We start from the raw sequence: 14,894 nt of genomic DNA, 5'->3' as shown, positions 1-14,894 counted from the left end.
GGAGATTCCCATGTCACTGTTAGAAATCAAGAATCTCAACGTGCGCTTCGGCGACAAGACCGCCGTCCCGGTGGTCGATGGCCTCGACATTTCGGTCGACAAAGGCGAAGTCCTGGCGATCGTTGGCGAGTCGGGTTCGGGTAAATCCGTGACCATGATGGCGCTGATGGGCCTGATCGAGCACCCCGGCATCGTCACCGCCGACGCGCTGAACTTCGACGGCAAGGACATGCTCAAGCTGAGCAACCGCCAGCGTCGCCAGATCGTCGGCAAAGACCTGGCGATGGTGTTCCAGGACCCGATGACCGCGCTGAACCCCAGCTACACCGTGGGTTTCCAGATTGAAGAAGTGCTGCGCCTGCACCTGAAAATGTCCGGCAAACAAGCGCGCAAGCGTGCCATTGAGCTGTTGGAAAAAGTAGAAATCCCAGGCGCTGCCAGCCGTATGGATGCCTACCCGCACCAACTGTCCGGCGGCATGAGCCAGCGTGTGGCAATCGCCATGGCGATTGCCGGCGAGCCGAAACTGCTGATCGCGGACGAACCGACCACGGCGTTGGACGTGACCATCCAGGCGCAGATCATGGAACTGCTGCTGGCCTTGCAGAAAGAACAGAACATGGGCCTGGTGCTGATCACTCACGACCTTGCAGTCGTGGCGGAAACCGCCCAGCGTGTGTGCGTGATGTACGCAGGCCAAGCGGTTGAGGTCGGCCAGGTGCCGCAACTGTTCGACATTCCGGCGCACCCGTACAGCGAAGCGCTGCTCAAGGCGATCCCCGAGCACAGCCTCGGCGCCACCCGCCTGGCCACGCTGCCAGGTATCGTTCCAGGTCGTTACGACCGCCCGCAAGGTTGCCTCCTGTCACCGCGTTGCCCGTATGTGCAGGAATCCTGCCGTGCCCAGCGTCCGGGGCTTGATCCAAAAACCAACAGCCTTGCGCGCTGCTTCTACCCCTTGAACCAGGAGGTGGCGTAATGGCCGTCGTTCTTACCGCCCGCGACCTGACCCGTCACTACGAAGTGTCCCGTGGCCTGTTCAAGGGCCACGCGTTGGTGCGTGCCCTCAATGGCGTGTCCTTTGAGCTGGAAGCCGGCAAGACCCTCGCAGTGGTAGGCGAGTCGGGTTGCGGCAAATCCACCTTGGCCCGTGCGCTCACATTGATTGAAGAGCCGTCTTCCGGCTCCTTGAAAATCGCCGGCCAGGAAGTCGCCGGCGCCGACAAGGCCCAGCGCAAGCAACTGCGCAAAGACGTGCAGATGGTGTTCCAGAGCCCGTACGCCTCGCTGAACCCACGCCAGAAAGTCGGTGATCAACTCGGCGAGCCGCTGCTGATCAACACCAACCTGTCCGCCGCCGAACGCCGCGAGAAAGTGCAGGCGATGATGAAGCAAGTGGGCCTGCGCCCCGAGCACTATCAGCGCTACCCGCACATGTTCTCCGGTGGACAGCGCCAGCGCATCGCCCTGGCCCGCGCCATGATGCTGCAACCCAAAGTGCTGGTCGCGGATGAACCCACCTCCGCACTGGACGTGTCGATCCAGGCCCAGGTGCTCAACCTGTTCATGGACCTGCAGCAGGAGTTCAACACCGCCTACGTGTTCATCTCCCACAACCTGGCGGTGGTGCAGCACGTCGCCGATGACGTGATGGTGATGTACCTCGGTCGCCCGGTGGAAGTCGGCCCCAAGGAAGACATCTACGCACGCCCGCTGCACCCGTACACCCAGGCGTTGCTGTCGGCCACCCCGACCATCCACCCGGACCCGAACAAGCCGAAGATCAAGATCGTCGGCGAACTGCCCAACCCGCTGAACCCGCCGCCTGGCTGCGCCTTCCATAAGCGCTGCCCGTATGCGACAGCACGGTGCAGCACCGAGGAGCCGCAACTGCGCGCCTTGGATAACCGCCAGGTGGCTTGCCACTATGCGGAGCAGTTCGTGGCTTAAGCTCAGTTTCACAGCGTTCCACAGCCCTTCCCGCCAGATTGCGCATCAGTCTGGCCGGAGGGGCTTTTTTGTTTTTTGGGGGGCAAACAGAGCGTCAGGCAGTGCTCGTCGCAGAGGCCTGCCGATCAATTTGTAACAAAAAATACACATTCAAACCCCTTGGTTATAGCGGGCTTGCGCCTTGAAAACATGAGAAAAACAGTATTTTGAAAGTGTATAGATTGTAAATGCAATTTACTTTTATTTGAGAATCAATACCATTACGGCGCAAGGAGAGCGCCTGAATACACGTTCGCTGTAAGACGGCGACTCAGGCGCATCTCGTTCAACTGCCCCTCCCTAAAGGACTTTGTGGACATGTCGTCTCGATTCAGGCTCAGCCATTTCTCCCTGGCGTTTATCGCTGCCTTCTCCTCGCCTGCCCTGCTGGCGGATGCCCTGGAAAAAGAACGCGACAAAGTACCGATCGAAGCGACAGACCTTCCCGTAGACGGCACGCCACAGGCCTTGGAGCTGGAAGTCACCCGCGTACTCGGGACGGCGGCTGAAGAACTCAAACAAGCCCCCGGCGTGTCGATCATCACCGCCGAAGACATCAAGAAGCGCCCGCCCACCAACGACCTGTCGGACATCATCCGTCGCGAGCCGGGCGTCAACCTGACCGGCAACAGTTCCAGCGGCAGCCGTGGCAACAACCGCCAGATCGACCTGCGCGGCATGGGCCCGGAAAACACCCTGATCCTGATCGATGGCAAGCCGTCGACCTCACGCAACGCCGTGCGTTACGGCTGGAGCGGTGACCGTGACACCCGCGGTGAAACCAACTGGGTGCCGGCCGAAGAAGTCGAACGCATCGAAATCCTGCGCGGCCCGGCCGCCGCCCGTTACGGCTCGGGCGCCATGGGCGGGGTGGTCAACATCATCACCAAGCGACCGACCGACCAGTTGCACGGCTCGCTGACCGCCTACACCTCATTTCCCGAAGACGACGCCGAAGGCGCGAGCAAGCGCACCAACTTCAACCTCAGCGGCCCGTTGACCGACTCCCTGGCGTTTCGCGTCTACGGCGGCCTGAGCAAGACCGACGCCGACGATTCCGACATCAACCGCACCGAGCAAGCGACGGCCGACTCGCTGGTGGCCGGCCGCGAAGGCGTGCGCAACAAAGACGTCAACGGCTTGCTGAGTTGGCAATTCACGCCGGAGCAGACCCTCGACCTGGAAGCCAGCTACAGCCGCCAGGGCAATATCTTCGCCGGCGACACCATGCTCAACGGCGGTGGCAACTTCGTAAACAGCCTGGTGGGCAAGGAAACCAGTGTGATCCAACGCAGCAGCTTTTCCGCCACTCACCGCGGCGAATTTGACTGGGGTTCCACCCTCGCCTCGCTGACTCACGACCTGACCCGCAACGAGCGCCTCAATGAAGGCTTGGCCGGCTCCGGCGAAGGCGCGCCTTCCGCCACGGCAGGCCGGTTCGAATCGCGCCTGCGTAACACCCGGGCCACCGCCGAGGTCAACCTGCCACTGAGCTTTGGCGCCGAGCAGGTGCTGACGCTGGGCAGTGAGTACCTCTACGAGTCGATGAACGACCCTGGCTCGTTGCGCCCACAAACCTACGACCCAGGCACCGGCGGCGTGCCGGGCATCCCGGGTGTCAATCGCAACAGCACCAAGACTACCGCGTCGAGCTACGCACTGTTTGCCGAAGACAACATCGAGGTGGGCAGCAAGACCATCGTCACCCCCGGCCTGCGCTTCGACGATCATGAAGAGTTCGGCGGCAACTGGAGCCCCAGCCTCAACGCTTCGCACCAGTTGACGGACGAACTGAGCCTCAAGGGCGGTATCGCCCGGGCGTACAAGACGCCCAACCTGTACCAGTCGAACCCGAACTACTTGCTGTACAGCCGTGGCAACGGGTGCAACGCCAGCGAAGCCAACCTGGGCGGTTGCTATCTGGTGGGTAACCGGGACCTGAAGCCGGAAATCAGCGTCAACAAGGAAATCGGCCTGGCCTACGACAAGGGCACCTGGCGCACCAGCGCGACCTACTTCCGCAATGACTACAAGAACAAGATCAATGCCAGCAACGAGGCGGCGTTCCGCCTGGCCAATGGCCGTCGTGTGCTGCAATGGGAAAACAGCGGGCCGGCTCTGGTGCAGGGGGTCGAGGGCAACCTGTTCGTGAGCCTGCGCAACGACCTGGACTGGAACACCAACCTGACCTACATGATCGACTCCAAGGACAAGGACACCGGCGAGCCGCTGAGCATCATTCCCAAGTACACCGTCAACACCACGCTGGACTGGCAAGCCACCGACAAACTCTCGTTCCAGGTCAGCGGCACTTATTACGGCAAGCAGGAATCGCCGACGCTCAACTCGCGCAGCGCCAGCAGCTACGATCGCAGCGCCCAACAGGATGTCGACCCGTACGGGTTGATGGGCTTGAGCAGCGGTTACGAGTTCAACAAAAACCTCAGCGTACGCGTCGGCATCAACAACTTGCTGGACAAGCGCCTGTATCGCAAAGGCAATGCCGAGGACGCGGGTGCCCAGACCTACAACGAACCCGGCCGTGCTTACTTTGCATCGGTGACCACATCGTTCTGATCGAAGCGATTGGAACGCATAACGTACTCCGCCCGGCTAGCCGGGCGGATGTGCTTATGGACGTAGCCTACGTCTGGCTGTCGCCTTCAGCGTCCGGATCATCGCTGTCCGGCTCGTCGGTGGTGGAGTCATCGTCGTCCTCGCTGCCACCCTGCCCCTTGTCGCCAGGCTCCGCCTCGGACTTGGCCAGTTGCAGATCCTGACTATGTCCCGACGACACAACACCGCTCTGCACCGGGTTGTGCGCCCAGGCCGACGACATTCCCAACGACAACAACACCATCACTTTTATCAACAACACAACGCGTTGAAAAATACTCATGGTTGATTCCGTCCAGTCAGTAGGTAAATCCCACGCGACAGCCGTTTACCGCCGCCAGCCTTGACGCTAGTCCCGATGCCGGGTTTGCGCCAGGCATCAGGTTTCGCCGTCGTCATAGGTTTCACTGTCCTCGCCCTCGTTGTAGGGGTTTTCCTGGTCTTCCTTCGGCGCGGGCTGGGCTTGGGGCTTCCAACTGCCGGAGTTGACCTCTTGTTGCTTTTTCTTGGTGACCGGGCCGGTGTCTTTCCATTGCGGAACGCCAGCGCCCGCCAGGGCCGGGACCGTGGACAGCCCCAGACCGGCTAACAGCACCCAGCAGATGATGCGTTTGACACGAGGCACAGCGTTCTCCTTCTCAATCAATGGCAAGTCCCGCACCCGAAACGCTAGACCCGATATGCCACTCTCGCCACAAAAAAGCTTCATCCTTCTCCTGTAATGTTCAACGCTTAGTGGTTCCTACTGGGCCCACGGAATGCGGCACAACAAGGCCCTCTGCATCTCGAGGTTCGAAACGGACGGCCAGATAGACAAAGGGTATTGAAAACAAAGCCAATAAGGATGTGATCATCCAAATACCGTGCCCACCGAACATACCGTAAATCTGCCCTCCCAACGTGGGCGATACCAGAGCACTACCGCTCCAGCACATCGAAAAAATGCCGAAGTACTGTCCGCTTTTACCTGATTGCGCGAATTGCATAACAAGAATATTGAGCGCCGGTAAAAATAAAATTTCTCCCAAAGTCCAAAGTATTGTTGAGAGCGATACAAAAAAAAGACCGGATCCAAATGGCAGCATACCGAGCCCGCATGCCAGAAGCAGGCAGCCTGTTAAAATCTGCTGACGCGCCCCCCAATGTTCAGTCCAGTGAGAAATCGGAACTTGCAGCACTACGATCAATAATGCATTCAGTGCAAATTGCCACCCAATGACGTTTGTACCAAACTGATAGTAGTCTGCAAGGTAGTTGCCGAGCATGCTATAAACAGGTTCGAAGGCAAGCCCGAGAAAAATAGTAGCCACCATTAACCAACGAAAATCTTGTTTGTTGCGAGGGCTCTGTTGGCCGTTATTTGATGGAGTGCTTGCATATACCCGTACGGCGCGATGCAGAATTGTACGTGCAAACCAGACAAGTCCTACAACCATAAATATGGCGCTAATGAAGAACAACCAACGAAAGTCAATCTGCGCCAGCATACCGCCCATCAAACCGGCGACTGCCATACCCAAATTTGCTGCAACGCGGTTCAACGCCTGCGTCCGTTGCCTATCCGAGACTTCGCAATACTCCATGATCAAACGTTGGTGAAGTGTTCGAACAGCACCGTCAAAAATCCCCCCCAACACCAACAGTCCAGCGAGTAGATATACGTCGATCACGACCCCTAATGAAGCCAGCGCAATACTACAGGCTGATAACAACAGAACAGTAAGACGTGCAGTTGGAAAAAAGTCACTCAATATCCCACCCGCTAGTGACCCCAACAAAAGACCTGCGCCGTACCCAGACAACATCCAACCGACCCACTCAATAGGCAAATCCAGCACCTGACGGAGATACAGCGCCATGAACAGTTTGACCATGGCACTCACTCGATTGATGAAAATAATCGATGCGAGCACCCAAGCCACTGGACTGAAATACCTTGCCCACCGCGTCATTATTAATTTTAATCTAGTCATATAGACTGTCCAAATTGAGATATACTGCGCCATTTATTCCCTCTGAGGCATACGGAATATCTTTACGCGGACCATTAGTTGCATCAAAGCAGTACTGTGCGTTCAACCCTCCTCGTTCATCTTCCACCAAGAAAGGATTATTTATTAAAAAATGTCGAGCCGATTGGCTTAACGATGCAACACGGATAAGCAAACGCCAATCACCAAATTTATTTTTAGGAATAACTGAGCGCGCGCCAAAACGCTTTTTGTATTGAAATGTCCCCTTGGTCAAAAATGGCTCGCAGCCTTGAAAGTCAACACAGTCAATATTTGAATTATCGGCCGCCCACTCTATGATTGAGTGATAAACAAAGCCCTGAGAACCATCAGTGCGATACATATCACACCCCTCTTTAACGCCTATCAGCCGAGCATTAAGTATTCTACCAGGCTCATCAATTTGCGAAACACTCCCCGCGACCCACTCCTGAGCTCTGTACACGCGAAACAACACACCTTTTTTGAACAAGTTGGTATATGCCTCTGTTTCCTTCAAACTTCGTGCAAGATCTCCATAACGATTCCTCATCGTTGGCAAATGCATCGAATGATAAAACTCGTAAAAATCACGATCTTCAGCTGAGACATTGTAATAAAATCCCTGCGCAATACATTGATTTCTACGCCTGCCCTCTCTTCTGGATATCTGGCACTTTATATGATCATACCCTCGCGAGACATCGACCTCCTGGTGTATACGACATACACCAACAACATCAGCCTTACACACAAATTGGCTTATGGTCGGTACAGGAGCCATCATAACCACTAACTCGCTTTTGGTTTTCCTCAAAAAACGTTCAAGATCTTTCCACTCGAAGGTGCCCTGACTTACTATCGACGAGCGTTCGAAGTAACATCCTTCTATAAAAGGCTCGACATAAACTAAACCCTCACTGACACCTACATAGGCGATCTCAACCTCTTCCCCTACTTTGGAAAGACCTCTAACGACTCGAAAATGGCATAATGTAACTATCGATATACTCATAGCCGAATTTGCCCATCACTAGCGAAAATACGCTAGCATTTCCTCGACCGCATTTACATAAATCAGTCCCTCATCAGGAACGGGTTTGTAATCTTGGCTCGAGTAGGTTCCCGAAGCATGTATGGTATATCCATCAACTTCCGTTAAAAGGCCTCGATCAATTGCGTTCAAGCATCCACTAATCGCCATAACTAACGACCATTCCTTAAGGTCCCTAGGATCAGAGGGCAATCTCACCGGCGTTTTGGCTAAGAGGTGAACGCACTCGCTATAGCGCTGCAAGCACTCATGAAGAGATACAACAATACCTGAACCGCCGCTTTGTTTTATCGCTGCACTCATCTCATCAGCAGTGGCAGGATGATGCGTGTAAAAAGTCGGCTCAAGAACATCATTAGGGTTCCAGGTAGTCGCAGGGAAATGCGGGGACTCTGATTGCACCCACAATCCGCCCGACACAAGCGAATAGTTAGGCGTGGACATGCCAGAGAAATCACCGTCCAACAAGTGCAGCACCATGTCACTTGTAGCCAAATGTTGAACTAACATAAATAATGGAGACGCCACGGAATGATTGCTCTTCCTTAAGGCTTTTATTCCTGACAAATACCCTAATAGACCATATGCACTGGAGACAGCATGCACATGGACTGTCTTACGATCTACATCCCATGCGTCTCCGTATTCAAAATCAAAAAAAGCTCGTGACTGATCGGAGAACCGGTAATTTTCAAGGCGTAGTGAATGCCATAATCTTATTCCCGTACGCTCAACACCAGAAAACCCCTCCTTAAATTCCTGACCCACAGCCTTCACCCGCTCTGGTGAATCCGTATGGAGCACAAAGATTGGATTTAACTTCCGAAGCCTCGGATTTTCATATAGCTCGTTGCAGCGAAGCTTTTCTACTGTCTGGATCGGAGTTAGCGTGACAATTCGCAGCTGTTCTTCATGAACCAGCTTTGCTTGTAGTGCGCGCAATACCGCATCACGCAATGCAATAGCTTTATTCCCTGATGACGGTGAAAACAGTAGAATACTTTCTCCTGTCCTCTGAATATGCCGGACTGCACGGGCAACAATTAAAGTCGACGCCAGCGTTTTCGTCGTTTGAGTATTTGGGTTACCCCTCAGGTCAAGCAACCGCAGGGGCACGCCGCCATACGTTCCAAGCTCATAAAACTGTGCCGTTGCCACTGAAAGAAATTGACGCATACGCCCATCTAATATAGGAAGCTCCATTAAAGGCTCGAACTCACTATTGAGACAAGACAATTCAAAGTCAGCAGTACTTTTCACAAGGCGATCATAATAGCGATCGAGAATGGCGACCCTTTTATTTTTATCGCCGTGCTCTTCTAATTTTTTTAACGCACCTAACTCATTAGCCTGCCCCATCCTTAACCTCCACAAAGTTCAAATACAATATGGAAGCTAGACGTAGGAATAGACCTTGTCGCCATAAAAATGAAAGCCAACGGCAAAACGGAATCTGACCACTTACATTGAGTGCTTTTGCCTACGCTTATTTGGGAAAATAACTACAAGCAATATTCTATATATCCACTACACGCATTCACCAGAAGGCGCCACAAAAAAGGGCGAAGCCATGACAGCTTCGCCCTTTTCTTTACCGCTCAGACCTTAATGGTGCTCACGGGTCGCACGGAATTTCACATCCGGCCAGCGCTCTTCCATCAACGCCAGGTTCACCCGGGTCGGCGCCAGGTAAGTCAGATGACCACCACCGTCGACCGCCAGGTTTTCCACCGCCTTGTTGGAAAACTCTTCCAACTTCTTCTTATCGCTGCAATCGATCCAGCGCGCGGAGTACACGGTGATCGGCTCATACGAGCACTCCACCTTGTATTCCTCTTTCAAGCGGCTGGCGACCACATCGAACTGCAGCACACCGACGGCGCCGAGGATGATGTCGTTGCTGCGCTCCGGGAAGAACACCTGGGTGGCACCCTCTTCCGCCAATTGCTGCAGGCCTTGGCGCAGTTGCTTGGATTTCAGCGGGTCACGCAGGCGCACGCGGCGGAACAGTTCCGGGGCGAAGTGCGGGATACCGGTGAAGCCCAGGGCTTCGCCTTCGGTGAAGGTGTCGCCGATCTGGATGGTGCCGTGGTTGTGCAGGCCGATGATGTCGCCGGCGTAGGCCTCTTCAAGCTGTTCACGCTCGGAGGAGAAGAACGTCAGGGCGTCGCCGATGCGTACGTCCTTGCCGGTGCGCACGTGGCGCATCTTCATGCCTTTTTCGTATTTGCCGGAGCAGATGCGCATGAAAGCGATACGGTCGCGGTGTTTTGGGTCCATGTTCGCTTGGATCTTGAACACGAAGCCGGTGAATTTCTCTTCGACCGGTTCCACGGTGCGTTCGTTGGCGACACGGGCCAATGGGCGCGGGGCCCAATCCACCACGGCGTCGAGCACGTGGTCGACACCGAAGTTGCCCAGGGCGGTACCGAAGAACACCGGGGTCAGTTGGCCATCGAGGAATTCCTGCTGGTTGAACTCATGGCAGGCGCCCTGCACCAGTTCCAGCTGGTCGACAAAGCGGTCGTACTCGTCACCCAGGTGGGCGCGAGCTTCGTCGGAGTCGAGTTTCTCGATGATCTTGGTTTCGGTGCGCTCGTGACCGTGACCGGCGGTGTAGACAATGATGTAGTCGTCGGCCAGATGGTACACGCCCTTGAAGTCGCGGTAGCAACCGATCGGCCAGGTGATAGGCGCAGCCTTGATCTTCAGGACGGCTTCGATTTCATCCAACAGCTCGATCGGGTCGCGGATGTCGCGGTCGAGTTTGTTGATGAAGCTGACGATGGGCGTGTCACGCAGACGGCACACGTCCATCAACGCGATGGTGCGCGGCTCGACGCCTTTACCGCCGTCGAGGACCATCAGCGCCGAGTCCACCGCGGTCAGGGTGCGGTAGGTGTCCTCGGAGAAGTCTTCGTGGCCGGGGGTGTCGAGCAGGTTGACCATGTGGTCGCGATACGGGAACTGCATGACCGACGTGGTAATGGAAATACCCCGTTGTTTTTCCATTTCCATCCAGTCAGAGGTGGCATGGCGGTCGGATTTGCGGGATTTCACCGTGCCGGCCACCGCGATTGCCTTGCCCATCAGCAAGAGTTTCTCGGTGATGGTGGTTTTACCGGCATCGGGGTGGGAAATAATGGCGAAAGTGCGGCGTTTCGCGACTTCGGCGGCCTGGTGGGTCATGGGAAATCGCCTGGCAGGTGAGTCAAAAAAGGGCGGCGAGTATAGCGCAAACCCCAGGGGCCGGACCACCGTTCACCCGATTAGGGGTGGCTAAATGCTGCCAAGTATGGAACCTTTTAAAAGGTCGAGACGTCCACTCCCCTGCTACCGCACTCGGAACAGGGGCTGATAAATCAGCAAGTTAGCCTGACGAGGCTGCGCTCATGGCTCGGATTTTTACCGCGTTGCCGGTATCGACGAGCTGCATTTCGCGACCACATTTGCCGACAGCCAGGAATGGCATTGCCGCTCGGAAATGTGGACGCCGACAGAAGAAAAAAGGAGTCCGCCTGTGGCTATTCGCTATGGCAAAGGGCTGATAGGAGGAGCGGTTGTCGTCGCCCTCTTGGCCCTGCTGGTCCACTGGATCGGCATCAACACGATCGAACTGTACCGCGACGATTTGTTGTTTTACCTGCAAGCTCATCTGATCCTCGTTCTTGTCTCCATGCTGGCGGCCCTCGTTGTGGGCATCCCCGCCGGTATCCTGCTCAGCCGACCGCACATGGTCGGGCGCGCAGAACGCTTCATGCAGATCTTCAACATCGGCAACACCGTCCCTCCCCTGGCCGTACTGGCCATCGCCCTCGGCGTCCTCGGCATTGGCAGTGGCCCGGCCATCTTCGCGCTGTTCCTCGCCTCCCTCCTGCCCATCGTGCGCAACACCTACGAAGGCCTTAAAAACGTTCAAGGTTCTCTGAAAGAAGCCGCCACCGGCATCGGCATGACGCCGCGCCAGGTGCTGTTTCGCGTGGAATTGCCCAACGCCGTGCCGATCATCATCGGTGGTGTGCGCGTGGCCCTGGCGATCAACGTCGGCACCGCGCCATTGGCCTTCCTGATTGGCGCCAACAGCCTGGGTAGCCTGATCTTCCCCGGCATCGCCCTGAACAACCAGCCGCAATTGCTGCTTGGCGCCGCGTGCACCGCGCTGCTGGCCTTGCTGCTTGATGGCCTGGTGACCCTGGCCAGCCGCCTCTGGCTGGAACGCGGGCTGCGTGCGTCTTAAGGAATCGACATGAAAAAACTGACCTTGATACTGAGCTGCGTCCTGCTGTTTGCAGGCATTGCGCAAGCCGCCGAAAAACCCGTGATCCGCATCGGCGCCCGGGTGTTCACCGAACAGACCCTGCTGGCCGAAATCACCTCCCAGTACCTGCGCACCAAGGGCTATGACACCCGCGTGACCGGTGGCCTGGGCAGCAACCTGGCGCGCAGTGCCCAGGAAAGCGGGCAACTGGACCTGATCTGGGAATACACCGGCGTGTCGCTGGTGGCCTACAACCACGTCGACGAGAAACTCGACAGCGAACAGTCCTACGCAAGGGTGAAAGAACTCGACGCGAAAAAAGGCCTGGTCTGGCTCTCCCCTTCGCGCTTCAGCAACACCTACGCCCTGGCGCTGCCGGAGAAGGTTGCGGCTGAGCATCCCAAGATCAACAGCATCAGCGACCTGACCCAAGCCGTGGCGCAAGACGCCAAGAGCAACCGCCTGGTGGCTTTGGACACCGAGTTCGCCAACCGCTCCGACGGCCTGGCCGGCATGGTCAAGCTGTACGACATGAACCTCACGCGCAAAAACACCCGGCAGATGGACGCGGGCCTGGTCTACACCGCGCTGCGCAATGGCCAGGTGTTTGCCGGGCTGGTCTACACCACCGACGGTCGCCTGAACGCCTTCAAATTGAAGCTGCTGGAAGACGACAAGCACTATTTCCCGGACTACACCGCCGCCCCCGTGGTGCGTCAGGTGTATCTCGACGCCCACCCGGAACTGGCCGCTGACCTCAAGCCATTGGCCGAGCTGTTCGACGACGAAACCATGCGCCAGTTGAACGCGCGGGTCGACGTCGACCACGAAAGCCCTTCCGCGGTTGCCGCCGACTTCCTGCGCCAACATCCGATCAATCAATAAGGAGAAGACATGGAATTCCTGAACGCCTTTTCCCATCTTGATTGGGCCCAAGTTCTACAACTGACCGGGCAGCACATCACCCTGGTCGGCATCGCCGTGATCCTCGCGATCCTGATCGGTGTGCCCCTGGGCATCCTGATGACGCGCTTCCCGACGCTCGCCGGCCCGCTGCAAGCCAGCGCCACGGTGCTGCTGACCGTGCCGTCCATCGCCCTGTTCGGCCTGCTGCTGCCGTTCTACTCCAAGTTCGGCCAGGGCCTGGGGCCGATGCCGGCGATCACCGCCGTGTTCCTCTACTCCCTGCTGCCGATCATGCGTAACACCTACCTCGCCTTGACCGGCGTGGAGCCGGGCATTCGCGAAGCCGCACGCGGCATCGGCATGACCTTCGGCCAGCGCCTGCGCATGGTCGAGCTGCCCATCGCCGTGCCAGTGATCCTCGCCGGTGTGCGCACCGCCGTGGTGATGAACATCGGCGTCATGACCATCGCCGCCACCATCGGCGCCGGTGGCCTGGGTGTACTTATTCTGGCTTCCATCAGCCGCAGCGACATGTCGATGCTGATCGTTGGCGCCGTGCTGGTCAGTCTCCTGGCCATCTTCGCCGACCTGCTCTTGCAATGGCTGCAACGCTCGCTGACTCCAAAAGGATTGCTCAAATGATCGAACTTCAAAACCTGTCCAAGACCTTCCAAAGCAACGGCAAGACTGTCACCGCCGTGAACGATGTAAGCCTGACCGTCAATGAAGGCGAGATTTGCGTGTTCCTCGGCCCCTCCGGCTGCGGCAAAAGCACCACGCTGAAGATGATCAACCGCCTGATCAAGCCGACCTCGGGCAAGATCTTGATCAACGGCGAAGACACCACCGACCTCGACGAAGTGACCCTGCGTCGCAACATCGGTTATGTGATCCAGCAGATCGGCCTGTTCCCCAACATGACCATCGAGGAAAACATCGTGGTGGTGCCCAAGCTGCTCGGCTGGGACAAACAGAAATGCCACGACCGCGCCCGCGAATTGATGAGCATGATCAAGCTGGAACCCAAGCAGTATTTGCATCGCTATCCGCGTGAATTGTCGGGTGGCCAGCAACAGCGGATCGGCGTGATCCGAGCCCTGGCGGCCGACGCGCCGTTACTGCTGATGGATGAACCGTTCGGCGCAGTCGACCCGATCAACCGCGAGATGATCCAGAACGAGTTCTTCGAGATGCAGCGTGCGCTGAACAAGACTGTGATTATGGTCAGCCACGACATCGACGAGGCGATCAAGCTGGGCGACAAGATCGCGATTTTCCGCGCCGGCAAGCTGTTGCAGATCGATCATCCGGATACCCTGCTGGCGCACCCGGCCGACGAGTTCGTCAGCAACTTCGTGGGCCAGGACAGCACCCTCAAGCGACTGCTGCTGGTGAAGGCCGAAGACGCGGCGGATAACGCGCCGTCGGTGAGCCCTGAAACGCCGGTGGCCGATGCACTGGAGTTGATGGACGAGCATGACCGTCGCTACGTGGTGGTCACCTGTGCCGAGAACAAGGCGCTGGGTTACGTACGACGTCGCGACCTGCACCGTCAGACCGGGACTTGCGGCCAGTACCTGCGCGAGTTCAACGCCACGGCGGCGTATGACGAGCATCTGCGCATCCTGCTGTCGCGCATGTACGAGTTCAATCGGTCGTGGTTGCCGGTGATGGATGCGGAGCGGGTGTTCTTGGGTGAAGTGACCCAGGAGTCGATTGCCGAGTACCTGAGCTCGGGTAAGTCCCGTGGGGGCAAGACCAGTATCGTTTCGCCTGCGGAAACTGCGTTGGCCTGATAGACCGCTATCGCCGGCAAGCCAGCTCCTACATTTGTACGCGTCGCCATCAACGACGCCGATCCCTGTAGGAGCCGGCTTGCCGGCGATGAAGGCTCCACAATTCCCGCTGATTTGCCCCATCCGGGGAACATCATTCCGTCACACCGGTCGGTTACATAAGTAGCTGCACGGGTTCGCGCGACGAACGCGTGCAAAAACGCGACATTTTTAGTTGATCTCAAGCCCCTCACGCCCTAAAGTTCGCGCCGAACGTCCATGCTGGAAACGATCCATCCGGCTCA

The 14,894-nt window shown here is 57.0% G+C and carries 13 protein-coding genes; 7 read left to right on the top strand and 6 right to left on the bottom strand.

Features of this window, described 5'->3' with window-relative positions; translation table 11 throughout:
* The first annotated feature begins 10 nt into the window (after positions 1 to 10).
* The 3 genes from HX868_RS06980 (at position 11) to HX868_RS06970 (ending at position 4,566) form a co-directional block, all read left to right on the top strand.
* Entirely contained in the window at positions 11 to 979 is a 969-nt protein-coding gene (locus tag HX868_RS06980; RefSeq protein WP_017739469.1) for an ABC transporter ATP-binding protein, read from the top strand.
* On the top strand, positions 979 to 1,950 hold the full coding sequence (locus HX868_RS06975) for a peptide ABC transporter ATP-binding protein (RefSeq protein WP_016976250.1): 972 nt from the start codon (positions 979 to 981) through the stop codon (positions 1,948 to 1,950). The genes HX868_RS06980 and HX868_RS06975 overlap by 1 nt, the downstream gene beginning before the upstream one ends.
* Before the next feature lie 357 nt (positions 1,951 to 2,307).
* Entirely contained in the window at positions 2,308 to 4,566 is a 2,259-nt protein-coding gene (locus HX868_RS06970) for a TonB-dependent siderophore receptor (RefSeq protein ID WP_177002378.1), read from the top strand.
* Positions 4,567 to 4,633: 67 nt separating this feature from the next.
* Here the strand turns inward: HX868_RS06970 and HX868_RS06965 are convergent, their stop codons facing one another.
* The 6 genes from HX868_RS06965 to HX868_RS06940 all read right to left on the bottom strand — a co-directional run bounded on the left by HX868_RS06965 (position 4,634) and on the right by HX868_RS06940 (position 10,839).
* On the bottom strand, positions 4,634 to 4,888 hold the full coding sequence (locus HX868_RS06965) for a hypothetical protein (RefSeq protein ID WP_177002377.1): 255 nt from the start codon (positions 4,886 to 4,888) through the stop codon (positions 4,634 to 4,636).
* 96 nt (positions 4,889 to 4,984) lie between these two features.
* Positions 4,985 to 5,230, bottom strand: a complete 246-nt coding sequence (locus HX868_RS06960) for a hypothetical protein (RefSeq protein WP_177002376.1) — start codon at positions 5,228 to 5,230, stop codon at positions 4,985 to 4,987.
* Between the two features lie 100 nt (positions 5,231 to 5,330).
* A complete protein-coding gene (locus tag HX868_RS06955) occupies positions 5,331 to 6,578 on the bottom strand; it encodes an MFS transporter (protein ID WP_177002375.1) in 1,248 nt (415 codons plus the stop codon).
* A complete protein-coding gene (locus HX868_RS06950) occupies positions 6,571 to 7,611 on the bottom strand; it encodes a hypothetical protein (RefSeq protein WP_177002374.1) in 1,041 nt (346 codons plus the stop codon). Before HX868_RS06950 ends, HX868_RS06955 begins: the two co-directional genes overlap by 8 nt.
* An 18-nt stretch (positions 7,612 to 7,629) precedes the next feature.
* Complete coding sequence (locus HX868_RS06945; protein WP_218168589.1) at positions 7,630 to 9,009, bottom strand: DUF6002 family protein; 1,380 nt, start codon at positions 9,007 to 9,009, stop codon at positions 7,630 to 7,632.
* Positions 9,010 to 9,255: 246 nt separating this feature from the next.
* Complete coding sequence (locus HX868_RS06940) at positions 9,256 to 10,839, bottom strand: peptide chain release factor 3 (RefSeq protein ID WP_010213196.1); 1,584 nt, start codon at positions 10,837 to 10,839, stop codon at positions 9,256 to 9,258.
* Positions 10,840 to 11,170: 331 nt separating this feature from the next.
* Here HX868_RS06940 and HX868_RS06935 point away from each other — a divergent pair, with 331 nt between their 5' ends.
* From HX868_RS06935 to HX868_RS06920, 4 genes are read left to right on the top strand one after another with little or no spacing between them, the layout of a single operon-like run.
* The gene (locus HX868_RS06935) at positions 11,171 to 11,887 is read left to right on the top strand and encodes an ABC transporter permease (protein WP_033903365.1); all 717 of its coding nucleotides are present in this window, start codon (positions 11,171 to 11,173) and stop codon (positions 11,885 to 11,887) included.
* Between the two features lie 9 nt (positions 11,888 to 11,896).
* A complete protein-coding gene (locus HX868_RS06930) occupies positions 11,897 to 12,793 on the top strand; it encodes a glycine betaine ABC transporter substrate-binding protein (protein ID WP_177002373.1) in 897 nt (298 codons plus the stop codon).
* Between the two features lie 9 nt (positions 12,794 to 12,802).
* Positions 12,803 to 13,456, top strand: coding sequence for an ABC transporter permease (locus HX868_RS06925; RefSeq protein WP_010213201.1), 654 nt, complete (start codon positions 12,803 to 12,805; stop codon positions 13,454 to 13,456).
* Entirely contained in the window at positions 13,453 to 14,610 is a 1,158-nt protein-coding gene (locus HX868_RS06920; RefSeq protein ID WP_003171711.1) for an osmoprotectant ABC transporter ATP-binding protein OsmV, read from the top strand. The genes HX868_RS06925 and HX868_RS06920 overlap by 4 nt, the downstream gene beginning before the upstream one ends.
* Positions 14,611 to 14,894 lie beyond the last annotated feature (284 nt).

The organism is Pseudomonas reactans, from assembly GCF_013385825.1.
Lineage (GTDB): Bacteria > Pseudomonadota > Gammaproteobacteria > Pseudomonadales > Pseudomonadaceae > Aquipseudomonas > Aquipseudomonas reactans.
Note: the sequence above shows the minus strand (reverse complement) of the source record. Positions and strands in the feature narration are given on the sequence as shown.

Excerpts from the sequence above, each read along its gene's own strand:
- HX868_RS06980 (WP_017739469.1), top strand. The coding sequence starts at position 11 with ATGTCACTGTTAGAAATCAAGAATCTCAACGTGCGCTTCGGCGACAAG.
- HX868_RS06975 (WP_016976250.1), top strand. The coding sequence starts at position 979 with ATGGCCGTCGTTCTTACCGCCCGCGACCTGACCCGTCACTACGAAGTG.
- HX868_RS06970 (WP_177002378.1), top strand. The coding sequence starts at position 2,308 with ATGTCGTCTCGATTCAGGCTCAGCCATTTCTCCCTGGCGTTTATCGCT.
- HX868_RS06965 (WP_177002377.1), bottom strand. The coding sequence starts at position 4,888 with ATGAGTATTTTTCAACGCGTTGTGTTGTTGATAAAAGTGATGGTGTTG.
- HX868_RS06955 (WP_177002375.1), bottom strand. The coding sequence starts at position 6,578 with ATGACTAGATTAAAATTAATAATGACGCGGTGGGCAAGGTATTTCAGT.
- HX868_RS06950 (WP_177002374.1), bottom strand. The coding sequence starts at position 7,611 with ATGAGTATATCGATAGTTACATTATGCCATTTTCGAGTCGTTAGAGGT.
- HX868_RS06945 (WP_218168589.1), bottom strand. The coding sequence starts at position 9,009 with ATGGGGCAGGCTAATGAGTTAGGTGCGTTAAAAAAATTAGAAGAGCAC.
- HX868_RS06940 (WP_010213196.1), bottom strand. The coding sequence starts at position 10,839 with ATGACCCACCAGGCCGCCGAAGTCGCGAAACGCCGCACTTTCGCCATT.
- HX868_RS06930 (WP_177002373.1), top strand. The coding sequence starts at position 11,897 with ATGAAAAAACTGACCTTGATACTGAGCTGCGTCCTGCTGTTTGCAGGC.
- HX868_RS06925 (WP_010213201.1), top strand. The coding sequence starts at position 12,803 with ATGGAATTCCTGAACGCCTTTTCCCATCTTGATTGGGCCCAAGTTCTA.
- HX868_RS06920 (WP_003171711.1), top strand. The coding sequence starts at position 13,453 with ATGATCGAACTTCAAAACCTGTCCAAGACCTTCCAAAGCAACGGCAAG.